Origin of the sequence: Herbaspirillum sp. YR522 (assembly GCF_000282575.1) — a bacterium.
Classification (GTDB): domain Bacteria; phylum Pseudomonadota; class Gammaproteobacteria; order Burkholderiales; family Burkholderiaceae_D; genus Herbaspirillum.
The window spans coordinates 23,691-38,400 of sequence record NZ_AKJA01000136.1 but is presented as its reverse complement, the minus strand read 5'-3'; the positions used below and the strand labels follow the sequence as shown (position 1 = coordinate 38,400).

Annotated in this window: 9 protein-coding genes; 6 read left to right on the top strand and 3 right to left on the bottom strand. The window is 66.5% G+C overall.

The genetic code is table 11. From position 1 onward, the window contains the following. Positions 1-711: 711 nt before the first annotated feature. Entirely contained in the window at positions 712-1,236 is a 525-nt protein-coding gene (sodC, locus tag PMI40_RS19605) for a superoxide dismutase family protein (protein WP_008118973.1), read from the bottom strand. Positions 1,237-1,614: 378 nt separating this feature from the next. Here sodC and PMI40_RS19600 point away from each other — a divergent pair, with 378 nt between their 5' ends. The 3 genes from PMI40_RS19600 to PMI40_RS19590 all read left to right on the top strand — a co-directional run bounded on the left by PMI40_RS19600 (position 1,615) and on the right by PMI40_RS19590 (position 7,726). Further along, positions 1,615-2,529: an aldo/keto reductase gene (locus tag PMI40_RS19600; RefSeq protein WP_051001855.1), complete on the top strand. Its 915-nt coding sequence runs from the start codon at positions 1,615-1,617 to the stop codon at positions 2,527-2,529. A gap of 60 nt (positions 2,530-2,589) precedes the next feature. Beyond that, positions 2,590-3,732 (top strand): hypothetical protein, encoded by a 1,143-nt coding sequence (locus PMI40_RS19595; RefSeq protein ID WP_008118969.1) that lies wholly within the window; start codon positions 2,590-2,592, stop codon positions 3,730-3,732. 172 nt (positions 3,733-3,904) lie between these two features. Further along, positions 3,905-7,726 carry a hypothetical protein gene (locus PMI40_RS19590; protein ID WP_157221623.1) on the top strand — a complete coding sequence of 1,274 codons (3,822 nt, stop codon included), beginning with the start codon at positions 3,905-3,907 and terminating at the stop codon, positions 7,724-7,726. Between the two features lie 34 nt (positions 7,727-7,760). On the opposite strand, the gene PMI40_RS23455 is transcribed toward PMI40_RS19590, so the two are convergent. Further along, complete coding sequence (locus PMI40_RS23455; RefSeq protein WP_008118965.1) at positions 7,761-7,937, bottom strand: DUF1289 domain-containing protein; 177 nt, start codon at positions 7,935-7,937, stop codon at positions 7,761-7,763. A gap of 41 nt (positions 7,938-7,978) precedes the next feature. After that, positions 7,979-8,536, bottom strand: coding sequence for a flavin reductase family protein (locus PMI40_RS19585; protein ID WP_008118963.1), 558 nt, complete (start codon positions 8,534-8,536; stop codon positions 7,979-7,981). A 148-nt stretch (positions 8,537-8,684) separates the two neighbouring features. Between PMI40_RS19585 and PMI40_RS19580 the strand changes: the two genes are divergently transcribed. The 3 genes from PMI40_RS19580 to PMI40_RS19570 all read left to right on the top strand — a co-directional run bounded on the left by PMI40_RS19580 (position 8,685) and on the right by PMI40_RS19570 (position 14,706). Continuing rightward, positions 8,685-10,547: an AI-2E family transporter gene (locus tag PMI40_RS19580; RefSeq protein WP_008118961.1), complete on the top strand. Its 1,863-nt coding sequence runs from the start codon at positions 8,685-8,687 to the stop codon at positions 10,545-10,547. Positions 10,548-10,759: 212 nt separating this feature from the next. After that, a complete protein-coding gene (locus PMI40_RS19575) occupies positions 10,760-12,421 on the top strand; it encodes a VRR-NUC domain-containing protein (protein ID WP_008118959.1) in 1,662 nt (553 codons plus the stop codon). Next, on the top strand, positions 12,418-14,706 hold the full coding sequence (locus tag PMI40_RS19570) for an ATP-dependent DNA helicase (protein ID WP_008118957.1): 2,289 nt from the start codon (positions 12,418-12,420) through the stop codon (positions 14,704-14,706). The genes PMI40_RS19575 and PMI40_RS19570 overlap by 4 nt, the downstream gene beginning before the upstream one ends. Positions 14,707-14,710 lie beyond the last annotated feature (4 nt).

Below are 14,710 nucleotides of genomic sequence, written 5' to 3'. Positions count from 1 at the left end.
TTTTTTTTTAATGATACGGCGACCACCGAGATCTACACTCTTTCCCTACACGACGCTCTTCCGATCTCGCGCCTACGACGCCCTTCTGGCGCGACACGAAGGCATTGATGCATACCTGCAAGACGCGGCAGCGGCCGCCGCAAAGGCCAAGGTGACCGTAGACAGGATCGCGCATCATGCGGCCACATCGCTGTTCGACATCACCGGAGCTTCGGCCACGCTCGCGCATCTGAACCTGGATCGCCACTGGCGCAATATCCGCACCATATCGACCCACAATCACACGGCGCACAAGGCCTACGCACTAGGCAACCTGAGCGTGAACCACAAGCCGCTGCCGATACAGGGATTTTTCTGAGCGCCTGAATTGACTTGCTACATATACCCTTGGTCCGTTGCGCGCGAGGAAGACAGGCTGGTCGATAGCACATAGCGTGGAATCGGGCCATTCTCCAGGTTGCCAAATACAAGTGTAATCTCCGCATGCGCAAATTATTCGCCGCATGAAGGCACGCGCCCCGGTCAGGACGCAACGCCGGTTACGCTGTCCTGGAATCCCGGTTTCCCCAAGGCCTGTTCCAGCCCGGCCGCCAATCGGAAAAAGCAGGGATGACAGAACACCAGCCCGGTGCGGCCACGACCATGGGGTCACGCTACACCTGGGCTGGCGGATGCGGCGCCGGCTGGCGCCGTCGATGTCGATGCAGACGCCTACTTGATCACGCCACACACAATGCGGCCACCGCCGCCGCCCAACGGCGCTGGATGATCGGCATGGTTGTCACCCCCTGCATGCACCATCAAGGCATGGCCGCGAATGCGGTCGATGGTGCGCAGGCGTGGCGCCAGTACCGGATAGGTGGCTTTGCCGTCGGCATTGACATACAGGGCCGGCAGGTCGCCCAGGTGCCCATCGCCGTAAGGCCCGGCATGACGGCCGGTCTTCTCGGGATCGAAATGCCCGCCGGCGGCCTGCGCCGCCACCTGCTTGCCGTCGGTCATGCCGGGACCGCAAGCGGCTTTCTCATGGACGTGAAAACCGTGGATGCCGCCCGGCAACCCGGCCAGCGCTGGCGTAAATACCAGGCCGTACGGCGTCTCGGTGATCACGACTTCGCCGGCGCCGGCGCCTACGCCCTGCTCATCGACCACGTTCATGGCAACGCTCACCGGGCCGCTGGCCGCCTGGGCGGCGCCGCACAGCACCAGCCCGCCTAACATCAATGCAAGTTTCATCATCATCCCGAAAGTAGAGGAATTTGCCCCGGCCCGGATAGGCGGCAGGGGGACTGGATTGACACATTCTCGGCCCGACGGACCGCCGCCATCGTGCCTGGCGAGCATGATGGACATTGCATCGGCCTGCATTATCCCAAAGCGATGAAAATTCCGGACCACGGCGGGCACGATACTGCCTTACGCCTTACCCAACGCCCTGCCCCGGCCACGGGCGCGATGCCATTCAGTTAATATTGAACGGCATCTGCCCGGACCAAGCTGATCCGCAGCAGCGCCATCGATACGCTGACACGGCGCTGCCGGCAATCGCCTGGCCCCTGCCTGAACCCCGTTGAAGGAGCTCCCATGACCGATTCCGGATTGCCCGCCAACGCCATGCGCTCGAGAATCCTGCGCTCCAGCCTGGCAATGGCGGTGCCCACGCTGCTGCCGGGCGCGTTGGCGCAGGCACAGGCGAGCCCGCGCAGCATGCAAAAACGCCGCATTCCCTCGTCCGGCGAAATGCTGCCGGTCATCGGCTGCGGCACCTACATCGGCTTTGACGTGGCGCCTGGCAGCAGCGCCTACCAGGCGCTCGGCGGGATATTGCGTCCCCTGTTCGATGCCGGCGGCTCGCTGTTCGACAGCTCGCCCATGTATGGTCGCGCCGAACAGACCACGGGCGAATTGCTGGCCGCGTCCGGCGAACGCCCCAGGGCCTTCCTGGCGACCAAGGTCTGGACCACCGGCAAACAGGCCGGCATCGAGCAGATCGAGCGCTCCATGTCCTTGCTGCAGTCGCCCACCATCGACTTGCTGCAGATCCATAACCTGCAGGATTGGCGCACCCACCTGTCCACCCTGCGCGAGCTCAAGCAACGTGGCGTGATCCGCTACATCGGCATCACCCACTATACCTCTGCCGCCTACGACGACGTGGCCCGCATCATGAAGGGCGAGGCCATCGATTTCGTGCAGATCAATTACTCGCTGGGCGAGCGTGAAGCCGAACGGACCATCATCCCGCTCGCCGCCGAGCGCGGCATTGCGCTCATTGCCAACCGGCCCTTCGGCGGCGGCAACCTGTTCGGTGGCCTGCGCAGCAAGCCCTTGCCGCCGTGGGCCAAGGAGATCGGCGCCAGCAGCTGGGCACAGGTCCTGCTGAAGTTCGTGCTGGCCGACCCCGCCATGACCTGCGCCATCCCCGGCACGGCCAGGGTGCAACACATGGTCGACAACGTCGGTGCCGGCATGGGCGAGATCCCGCCGCCGGCCTTCTGGGCCCAGCCGGCGCATCGCATCGAACTCTAGTGTCGGCCCAGCCCCGGGCTGGCGCCAACGGCATGCCGCCCGGCAGGCTTCCACGAAGTGATGTCGGCGCGCCTGCTCAACGACATCGGCCTGCGCTTCAACCCGGCCAGCGCGTGGGTGGTCGACAAGTCGTCGCTGTGGGTGGCCTCGCGGGTGATCCCCGGCGCACTCGATGTCGGGCCCTACGTGCTGGCGGCGGCCACCGAGCAGGCGCGCAAGCCCGGCATTGTGGCGGCCATGATCACGATGGAGTTGACGCGTTACAACGAACTGAAGGACAAGGTGGCGGCGCTGCGCGCCAGCGACCCGATCCGCCCCCTGCTGGAGCAGTTTCCCAAGGGTGGTTTCGAACGCCTCAGCCCGGCCGATCACCAGGCGCTGCAGCCGCTGCGCGACGCCTCGCGCCAGATGCTGCAGCTCCAGGAACGCATGATCGACCTGCTGCCACAGGGCGCGGCCCTGCGCTCGAACCTGTTGATGGCCAGCTATGCCGGCGAAGTGGTTGCCGAATGGGACTTTCTCAACCAGGACCGGTTCAACACCATGGTCTGCGAGCAGGCCGGCCGCATCAGCGTCCAGACGGTGGACCGTGGCGTCAGCGGACCGGTCGGTTTTGGCGGAGGATTCATGCGCGACAGCGCCCACCAGGCCAACCAGCCGGCCCGCGTCAGCGATCCGTATGCGATTACCGAAGGCGCCGGTGCGCCCTACCCGTCCGCGCTCTTCTCGCCACGCGACATGGACTTTGCAACGGCCTCGCCCAGCGTCGGCCTGATCGGCGACGTGCCGCGTTCGGCGTCCTCGGCGTTCATCTTTCGCGATGTCGTGCCTAACGAAAGGGAGAACCTGCAAGCCGATACCGGCCCGGGTCCGCGCCAGGTGCTGGTGTCGCCCGCCGGACAGCCCACCGAGGCCATGCAGGTGGCGTGGCTGCTCAAGCATAATGCCAAGCCACACCAGGTTAGCGAGAGCATTGCCGCCGTCTTCGACGAGTGCCGCAAGCATCCCGTCACGCGCGCCATGCTGCATCCGTCGGTGACGGGGGCCGAGGATGCCGATGCGCTGGCGGCGATCTACAGCAAGCGCATCGGCAGCATCATCGAACGCGCCGAACAGGGCGATGCGCTCAACCGGTGGGCCAACACGCACCGGTCGCAGGCGCGCAGTATCCTGCTGGACAAGGAACTCACCGGCCCGCTGTGAGCACCCTGCCCGCCCTGAGCGGCTGCCCACCAAACCGGCGGCTGAACTTATCGCCGCGTCGATGCCACCCATGGCAATCAACAACGACACGGTGTTCATGGGTGGCTGGCGCGGGGGAATCGCGGTGGCATGCGCGTCGAACCACAAGCGCCGTGTGCAACCAGGGGCATACATGTTTTCGATGCACGGACTGCGGCAGTCGCTGCAACGCTCCAACGACGCGGCCGACCTGGTCCCGCGCGATGCCAGGCCGATCCAGCAACGACTGGGAAAATCGGCCTTCAACGCCAAGTGGAACGCGCTACCGCCCGACGAACAGTCGAACGTCATCAATATCCTCGCGGTGGCGTTGAAGGACCCCCAGCGCAATGGCGACAAGGCATTGGCCACGGCACGCTTCCTGATGGGAAAACTGCCGTTGCCACCGGCCAGCAGCAATCCCCCGTTGTACAAGCCCTCGGCGCAGACCTGCGCGCTGCTGCAAGACGCCTTGAAGAGCAGCGCCCACGAGAAGACCGATAAGGCCGCCGACAAGCTCGAAGTCTTGCTGGGCTCGCTGCTGGACACCTTCAGGAGCGCCATGGCAATGCTGCCGCCTTCGCCTTACAAGCAAGAGCGGCAACAGCGGTGGCACGATTTCCTGTTCGACACGCACGGCGACTCGGCCTTGCATATCGACCTGGCCACGTCCAACCTCAGCGCCGCCACCAAGAAATCGATCTTCGAATTCAAGAAAAGCCAGATGATCGTGCCGCAAAAGGAGACCGGCCGCTGGGCATCGGCGGCGGTCCTGCGCGACAACGACGCCCAGTTCCATGGCGAGCTGTACCAGGCCGCCTTCAAGGGTGGGCCGTCCCCGTTCAAGGCCAATTCCGCCTTTCTTGCCGATTACGTCATCGACACCATCAAGACCCGCCCGGACAAGTTCAACTACCGCAACCGCCGCAGCGACCCGACCATGCAGCACAGGCAAGAACGCGACGGCCTCAAGGGCATCGTGGAGGATGCATTCGTCCACCTGCCCCCATCGGCGCCGCAGCGCGCGCAACTGCGCGAGGCGCTTTCGGTGCTGTACCGACAGGACCAGGTCAGTACCCTGGACCGCTCCTATCTCCATCACGGAGGACTCGACGCGTTGGAAGAGCGCGAGCAGGAGATGGCCTCGGCTTGCGACAACGTCGCCCTGGCGCTGCGCGACGTGGCGTTCGGCCAGGTGCGGTCCGACGCCCGGCCGGCATTGCAGCAAGACCTGCTGCGGCACATGGAGGGACCACCCGGCAAGCTGCGCTCCGCGGTGCACGACGCACGCCTGCTCAAGCTGCTGGAAAGCCCGCCGTACCTGCGCGGCGCCACGGCGATGCAAGATAGCGACGTGGCCGCCGCCACGCGCTTTACCAAGGCATTGGTCGGCCGTATCGAAGCCACCATCCTGGCCGCGCCGAATCGGCGCGAGAACCGCGATATGGCGCAACGCCTGGTGACGCATCACCTGGCATTGCTGGCCAATGATGACGTCCAGCAGCGGCGCCAGGCAGCGGTGCTGGAACCCACCATTTACCTGCTGCTGCAACAGAACCTGATCAGCGACCCGGACGATCTCGGCGCCCTGGCTGGCCACATGCGTACCGGGGCGATGTCGCTGGCGGGCGCCCGGCCGGTGATCGATGCCCACGGCATGGAGTTCCTGTCGCAATTCTGCACCTACCACCGGGTTGCCATGCTGCCGCTATTGAGCCAGGGCAACAATCTGGCGGCGCTCAGGCCTGAAGAGCTGCATGGGGTACTGTCGAACGGTGAATTGCTGATCCCGACCTCGATCGCGGAAATGGAAAACGCGTTGAGCAAGCAGGCGCGCCAGCAGATCGGCGCCGCGCTGCAGGAGCCGGTGAAACAGGCGCTGCTGCAGCCTGCCATCCTCGAACCCGTCACCGACACGATCAAGCAGATGTATCGTTTCCTGTACGGTCACGACATGTCGGAGCAGAAATACCGGCAATTGATGCCGCGGCTGCTGGCCTTGCAGGACTATCACGACGGTTCGGACGACGCCATCCGCAGGCTGTTCGATGAAGTCGCCGGCAGCACCGGCGCCGACAAGATCAGCGCGCCGCAGTTGGCCGCGCTCAAGCCGGCCGCCCTGAAAATACTGGTCACGAGGAACCTGTATCCACTGGCGCCCCACGCGAGCACCTTTTCGAGTGAAGCGGCGCGCGACATGCTGGCCCATGCCTTTGGCAAGCCTGGTGCCACGCCCGGGCTGGACAGCTTCGTGCGGCTGGCATTGAACGGCCCGCCGCTGGGCATGATCCAATCGCAGCTGATGTCGGGCGATATCAAGGATGCGGCAACGGCTGCGGTCAAGGCCAGGATCGCCGCCCAGGAAGAGCTGGCGCCCCTGCAGGACGAGCGCTTCCTGGGGGCCGCGGCCACGGTGATCATGTCCGGCGCCGACAAGGCCCAGAAAGCGCTGCGCCTGGAGGGGCTGATGGCCGATACGGCCGACCAGGGTTTCTTCAACCCCATGCCGCGCAGCCAGAAGAGACCCTTGGCACAGCAGCTGGCAGGCATCGAGGGCGACGTCCACATGACCGATGGCATCGTGTCCCACCTGGCCAGCGCCCAGGCCCTGTTTGCCCATGTCGATCCGGCCGCGATGCGCCAGGCGGCAGGCGAGATCCTCCGTTACAAGGACTGGCCCGCGTTGGTGCGAAACAAGGTCGACGGTGCCAATGATTTCCCGCGGGACCTGGAGCGTTTCGAGCAGCGCCTGCGCGCCGAACCTGCGCACCGGTCATCCGCCGCCACCTGGGGCACGCTGATCGAGCGCACGTTGCCATTTCGCAATTTTCACGACCTGCGGCGGCTGCAGGACGGACAGGCCCCGATCCCCGAACAGACCGCTGCCCGGATGACGTTGGCCGAGCAGTATCTCGACCACCGGGGCGCCGACCCGGACGACGCCGACGATGCCCCCCTGAGTGGCTTCGTCATCGCGCATGGAGGCGCGCAACGGGTGCTGGCGGTCGACGAACTGGACTTCCTGAATCCGCACAACGTGCAGGATTCGCAGCAGCAACATTTCTCGATACGCTCGCCCAGCGCCACCCGGCAGGGACAATGGCCGGAAGAAGCGATCGATGCGGCGCAAGTGGCGAACATGGACGTGCCGTTGCACGTGCGCAGGGCGGTCATCGCCAATCATCCCGCGCCGTCCACGCTGGGCACGGCCGTGATCGAGGCATTCCACGCATGCCTGGGCGACAGATCGCAGCAACTGTCGTCAAGCGACATCAAGGGCGTGCATTTCTGCATCCAGAAGATGGCCACCAATTTCACCGAAAGCTTGCCGGTGGTGACACTGGACAAGGTCGCGTTGCGCGACGTCACCGACGACGACCAGATGGTACTCAAGCATTCGCATGTGCGGGCGGCGTTGCTGCGCACCGAATTGCCCACGGACGCGGCCTCGCCCCAGGAACTGGATGCGGCCCGCAGCAATGCGCTGGCCAAACTGCCGTCCAGGCTGGTGGCCGAGATGGAAAAGGATGAGGCGCTGGCGCCCATGGCCAGCGAGTTCAAGGCCAAGGCCGAGTCGCTGGCCGGCCTCTATCGCGACCAGGCCGCGCCGCACGAGCTTTACTACACGCTGGGACTGCTGCTGTTGCGCCTGTCCAGCACCGAGGGGCTCGGCTATCACCACCAACCGCGCCCCGACCTGCAACAGGTCGACGACAACCAGTCGTTCGTGCGATTCCAGTTGATGGGCAACTACTGCCTGGCCAAATGCATCGCGCTGAGCGACGAGGCGCCAGCGGCCGGCAAGCTCAATGCGCTGGAACGTCGCCATGTGTTGCACTGGCTGACGGTGGCCTCGACCACCGGTGAATGCACCGGGGTGGTCAGCAACAACCTGGGTATCTGTGCTCCGGATCACATGACCGCGCTCAACCAGAAGGCCATGCGCGTGCTCCGACTGGCATCGACCGGGGTGTGAGCTCAGGTGGCCGGCGCTGTGCGACGGCCCGGTGCTATTTTTTCCGGAGTTGCTTGAGGCGGGTGGCGGCCAGGCCGACCACCACCTTCTTCTCGGACCGCTTCATGGATTTCCAGTGCCTGATTTCGTCCTTGCTGCGGCCACAACCCGTGCAGACCTCACCCTTGAGCTTGCACCTGGAGGTGCACGGGCTGTCGATTTCTTTTCCCACATCCGATCCTGTGTTGCAAGGTGTGCTGCCGCCAGCCTGGCTCAGACACCTTTGGTAAATAACGCCCGGCGGCGCATGGTTTTTCCTGCGGTCATGAACACGCCCTCGCCAGTGTAGTGCATCGTGGCCGGAAACCGGGGGGTGGGCGCCACATGCGCCTTGACCACCTCGAAGATGAAAAAGTTATAGCGCTCCACCAGCCCGTCGTCGTGGATCCGGCATTCGAAGTTGGCATGGCATTCGGCAATGAGCGGCGCCGCCACCCGCCGGGCCGGCTGCCTGGTCAGCCCGAACCGGCTGAACTTGTCGATCTCGGCCCCGCTCGTGTTGCCGATGCGCACTACCGTATCGGCCAATGCGGTGGTAGGCAGGTTGATGACGCACTGGCCGCTGTTGCGGATCAGCTCGAAGCTGTGGTTGGCCGCCGAGATGACGCAGCCGACCAGCGACGGCGAGAATTCCATCACGGTATGCCATCCCATGGTCATGATATCGGTCTGGTCCTGCCAGTGCGACGACACCAGCACGATCGGACCTGGCTCCAGGAACCGCCTGACCTGCGCGACCGGAAAATCGACCTTTGCCTTGGCACGCGTCATGTAACCCCTCCTTCCTGCTGAGAATCGTTGATCGATGGCGACCTGCGTCGCCGGGCTTTGATGACTGATCCGACCCGCCGCGCTCGAGTTCCCGACGTTATACTGCACGGCTGCGCTGCAGCTGCAGCGTCAACCTCATCGGCTGCACATGAACCAGAACCGTCCCGTCCTCGACCGTCTTACCCCCGCCACGCTGGTCGGCGCCAGCTGCATGCTGGGCATGCTCTACTTCGGACGCGAAGTGCTGGCACCGCTGGCGGTGGCGACCATCCTCAGCCTGGTGATCCTGCCACTGGTGCGCCAATTGGCCCGGCTGGGCATGAACCGGGTGGCCGCGGCGATCGTCTCGGTACTGATGGTCAGCGCCGCCCTGGTGGCGCTGGCGGTGGTGCTGGCGTTCCAGTTGGCCAGCGTGACCAGCGACCTGCCGCAGTACCGGGCAGCGATCCAGGAAAAAGTCGAGCAGGTGCGCACGCTCACCGAACGCCCGTTCGCCCGACTGGAAGAACAGCTGAGCGCGGTGATCCCGCCGCCGGTCCCGGTCCAGCCCAAGGGCCGTGCCGCCAGGAACGCGGCGCAGGCGGCCCCCGCGCCGGCCCAGGCCGGTTCGCCCCAGATGTCGGTGCGCACCGCCATGGCGCGCCTGTTCTCGCTGGCCTGGGGCCCGATCGGCCAGGCCGGCATCGTGCTGGTGCTGCTGGTGTTCATCCTGCTCGAACAGGAATCGCTGCGCGACCGCGTGGTGCGCCTGGCCGGGCGCGCCGAGATGAGCCGCACCATGAAGGCGCTGGGCGACGCCGCCGAGGGTGTATCGCGTTTCTTCTTTTCGCAGTTCGTGGTCAATGCCGTGTTCGGCCTGACCATGGGGATCGGGCTGTGGCTGGCCGGGGTGCCGCACGCGGTGCTGTGGGGCGCATTGTGCGGGGTGATGCGCTTCGTCCCCTACCTGGGGGCGCTGGCCTCGGGGCTGGCGGTGACCTTGTTCATCGCCGCCATCGATTCGGGCTGGTGGTTGCCGATGTCGTTCCTGGCGACCTATGTCGCGCTGGAAGTGCTGCTGGCCAATTTCATCGAGCCACGCGTGTATGGTCACAGCTCCGGCCTGTCGCCGCTGGCCATCATCGTCTCGGCGCTGTTCTGGGGCAGCCTGTGGGGGCCGGTCGGCTTGCTGCTGTCGACGCCGCTGACGCTGTGCCTGGTGGTGGCCGGGCGTCACGTGGGAGCGCTGGAGCCGATCACCATCCTGCTCGGCGAAGCGCCCGGCATGACGCATCCGGAACGCTTCTACCAGCGTGCGCTGGCCGGCGAATCCGACGCCATCATCCGCGACGCCCGCCTGTACCTGGCCAAGCACAACTTCGCCCGGTATTGCGACAGGATCCTGCTGCCGGGCCTGGCCCTGGCCGCACTCGACCTGCGCAACCAGCAAATCGACCCATCGCAGCAGGAGCGGCTGCGGCTGACCGTATTGCAGCTGATCGATACCCTGGTGCCGGACCCGGCCGCCCCGCGCCGTTTCGGGCGCAGGCGCCCGGTGTCGTTGCACGCCGGCAGCATCGGCGCCCACCTGCGCCTGCTGCGCACGGCACGGCTGGGTCGCTGGCAGGGCTCGCTGGATGTCCCCGACCGTTCGGTGACGCTATGCGCCGGGTTGTCGCATGACCGCGACGAATTGCTCAGCGAATTGCTGGTGCATGCGTTGCGCGCCAACGGCGTGGACGCGCGCAGCATCATTCTCGAGGATCGCGAGAACCGGCCCGATACCGGCAAGTCGGGGCTGGTGTCGATGGTGTTCATCGTGTTTCCGCTCAGGCAGACCTACGAGCGCTGGCAGGAGGTCATGGCCGAGTTGCGTGCCGGCCTGCCGCAGGCGCTGGTATTTACCATCCGGCCGCCCATCGACCCCGAGATCATGGACCAGCCCACCGTCAGCGCCCAGGTCGACATGGTGCTGTCCTCGTTCGAGGAAGCGCTGGCCTTCGCTGCCACCAATGCCCGCCGCCGGGCTTGAATCGCATCGGTACCGTCGATTGGCGTCGATCGACGTTGCATGACGGATGCGACATGGTCTGCGACCAAGTCCTCCGGCAACGATTTTCCATCGTGGCGCAGCGTGCCGCTCGTCATGACCGGCACGCTGCCGGCAGGCCGCGATGAACACCCGGACCAAATCCACGGATCACCGCTATACTGTACAAAAACACAGTTGACGATGATTTGGCGATGACCGCGGTACCCGCACACCACTTTTACTACCTGAACAATTTCCAGCAGGCACTCGACTGGATCGGCCAACGCTATGCCGACCTCCTGGTCGAGGAGGAACTGGACTTCATGGCGCGCTTTCCGACGCTGCCACGGCCAGCGCGTGCGCTGTTCGTGCGGCTGGTGATGCGCAAGGGCGAGCTGTTTCGCACCAGCCGGCTCGACTACCCCGAGATCGGCTGCCCCGCCAGCGCCGCCCGCGCCTTGCCCGAGGCATGGATCACGCATGACCCGGTGCTGTCGCTGGACGAGCTGGCCGGGCTGCTGGTCAAGCCCGAACTGGGGCGTACCTTCGCCCTGCCCACGGCACTCAGGTCGGCCCGCAAGCCCGAGCAGGTCGAGGCGCTGCGGCGGGATCCGGCCCATGGCCAGGCGCGCCCATTCTCGCACTGGATCGGCCATGCGAACGACGCCGCGCTGCGCCTGCGGGTGCGCCCGCTGTGCGACCGGCTGCGGCTGGTGTTCTTCGGCAACCTGAACCAGGACTGGTCCGAATTCGTACTGTCGGACCTCGGTACCTTCCGCTACGAGCGGGTCGATTTCTCGGCCGATTCGCGCGGCTTTCGCCATCGGGCCGATCTGGACCACTACCTGCGCCTGCATGACTGCCGCGAGCGTTATCACGCCGGCGAGCCCGCGGCCGACATCCTGCCGGCGCTGGTCGATGCCCTGCCCGCTGGCGGCGTCGGCAACCCCTGGCTCGAACACCGGCGTCAACGGCTGATGTTCCAGCTGGGCCAGTCGTTCGAGAAAGACAAGGACTGGGACCAGGCCTATGCGGTCTATGCCGCCTGTCGCCACCCGGGCGCCCGCGGGCGCGCCATCCGCGTGCTGGAGAAGCACCAGAAGTTCGAGCAGGCCTTTGCCCTGCTGTGCGCCGCCCGCGCCGCCCCCGAGAACGAGGCCGAACGCCAGCAATTGCTGCGTATCGCCCCGCGCCTGGCGCGCAGGCTGGGCCACGCGCCGCAGGCAAAGCCCGGCCCGGCGCCGGCCGAGCGGCTCGACCTGTGCCTGCCCGAGGGCAGCGGGCTGCGGGTCGAGGGCGCGGTGGCCAGCCACCTACAGCGCGACGACGCCCCGGTGTTCTACGTCGAGAACACCCTGGCCAATTCGCTGTTCGGTCTGCTGTGCTGGCAGGCCGTGTTCGCCGCCGTGCCCGGCGCCTTCTTCCATCCGTTCCATCGCGGTCCGGCCGACCTCTACAGCGCCGACTTCCAGGACCGTCGGCGCGAGCAGTTCGATCGCTGCCTGGCCTTGCTCGAGCACGACGGCTATCGGGACGCCATCCTGCACACCTACGACCAGAAGCACGGCCTGCAGTCACCATTCGTGCATTGGCAGTACATCGGCCGCGACCTGGTCGAACTGGCGCTCGATTGCATCCCGGCGGCGCACCTGAAGCTGTGGTGCCTGCGCATCCTGCAGGACATCCGCGAGAACCGCAGCGGTTTTCCGGACCTGATCCAGTTCTGGCCGCAGCAGCGGCGCTACCGCATGATCGAGGTCAAGGGCCCGGGCGACCGGCTGCAGGACAACCAGCTGCGCTGGCTGGACTACTGCGCCCGGCATGCCATGCCGGTGGCGGTGTGCTACCTGCAATGGCAACGGGCGGCCGCATGAGCGCGCCACCGGTGGCCGCCGAGCGGCGCTTTACGGTGGCCGTGCGCACCCTGTGCGACTTCACCGCCAGGGCCGGCGACCTCGACCTGCGCTTCACTCCCACGCCCACCGCCCAGCAAGGCATCCAGGGCCATGCGCTGGTGGCCGCGCGGCGCGGCGACGGCTACCGCAGCGAAGTTGCGCTGGCCGGCGAGCACGGCCGGCTGCACGTGCGCGGCCGCGCCGATGGCTACGACCCGCACGGCAACGTGCTCGAAGAGGTCAAGACCTACCGCGGCCAGCTGGCCAGCATCCCGGACAACCAGCGTCACCTGCACTGGGCCCAGCTGCGGGTCTACGGTCACCTGCTGTGCCAGCAGCTGGACCTGGACAGCGTCAACCTGTCGCTGATCTATTTCAACATCGGCAACCAGCAGGAGACCGCGTTGAGCGAGCTGCGCACGCGGGCCGAACTGGCCGCGCTGTTCGCCGACCAGTGCGATCGCTTCAGCGCCTGGGCCATGCAGGAGCTGGCGCACCGCGACGCGCGCGACGCCGCGCTGGGCGCCATGCGCTTCGTACACGACGATTTTCGTGCCGGGCAACGGCAACTGGCCGAGGCCGTGTTCCGCGCCAATGCCGGCGGCCGCGACCTGCTGGCGCAGGCCCCCACCGGCATCGGCAAGACACTGGGCACGCTGTTTCCGGCGCTCAAGGCGGCGCCCCGGCATGGCATCGACAAGGTGTTCTTCCTGGCGGCCAAGACCCCGGGGCGGCAACTGGCGCTGGACGCCGCCGCCACCCTCAAGGCCAAGGCCGTGCTGCCATTGCGGGTGCTGGAGCTGGCCGCGCGCGAGAAGGCCTGCGAATATCCGGACCGGATGTGCCGGGGCGACTCCTGCCCGCTGGCACAAGGCTTCTACGACCGCCTGCCGGCGGCGCGGGCGGCATGCCTGGAGGCGCCGCTGCTCGACCGCGCCACCCTGCGCGAGATCGGCCTGGCGCACCACGTCTGCCCCTACTACCTGGGCAGCGAGATGACCCGCTGGAGCGACGTCGTGGTCGGCGACTACAACTACTGGTTCGATAGCGGCGCCATGCTGTACCACCTGGCGCTGGCCAATGACTGGCGCGTCAGCGTGCTGGCCGACGAAGCCCATAACCTGGTGTCGCGCGCGCGCAGCATGTACAGCGCGCAACTGGCGCGCGGCGACCTGCGCGCGGCGCAGGCCATGGCGCCGCCGGTGGTACGCAAGGCCCTCGAAAAACTGGGCCGGGCCTGGACCGCCGCCGGCAAGGATGCGCCGTTGCCCTACCAGGTGCTCGACAAGCCGCCGGCAAGGTTCATCGATGCGCTCGCCAATGCGGTGGCCGCCATCACCGAGTACCTGGCCGACAGCGCCGTGCCGCTGGAGCCGGCGCTGCGCGAGTTCTATTTCGCGGCGATGAGCCTGGCGCGGCTGGCCGAATCGTTCGGCCCCCATTCGCTGTTCGACCTGACCCGGGAAGACCTGCGCAATACGGTGCTGTGCATCCGCAATGTGGCGCCGGCACCGTTTCTGGGACCGCGCTTCGCGTTTGCCCATTCGAGCACGCTGTTCTCGGCCACGCTCAGCCCCTGGCATTATTTCGCCGACCTGCTGGGCCTGCCGGCCACCACCGCCTGGGTCGACGTCGCCTCCCCCTTCACCGCCAGCCAGCTCGAGGTCCACGTGGCGCACGGCATCTCGACCCGATGGCAGGGCCGGGCCGCGTCACTGGCGCCGATATCGGCGTTGATGGCACACCAGTACGCCCAGCGGCCCGGCAACTACCTGGCCTTCTTCTCCAGCTTCGACTACCTGCAGCAGGCGCTGCAGCAATTCGAGCGCGATCATCCCGACATCCCCACCTGGTGCCAGTCGCGTCGCATGAGCGAAGCGCACCGGGCCGATTTCCTGGGGCGCTTCGTGGCGGGTGGGCGTGGCGTGGGCTTTGCGGTGCTCGGCGGCTCCTTCGGCGAAGGCGTCGACCTGCCGGGAGAACGCCTCATCGGCGCCTTCGTCGCCACCCTCGGCCTGCCGCAGATCAACCCCGTCAACGAGCAGCTGCGACGGCGCATGGACCAGATGTTCGGCGCCGGCTATGACTATACCTACCTGTATCCGGGCATGCAGAAGGTGGTGCAGGCGGCGGGCCGGGTGATTCGCACCGAGCACGATCGCGGCACCGTCTGGCTCATCGATGATCGCTTTGCGCAAGCCGAGGTACAGGGGCTGCTGCCAGCGTGGTGGCAACTGCAGGACCGGGCGCGCCAGCGTGCATGAGCTG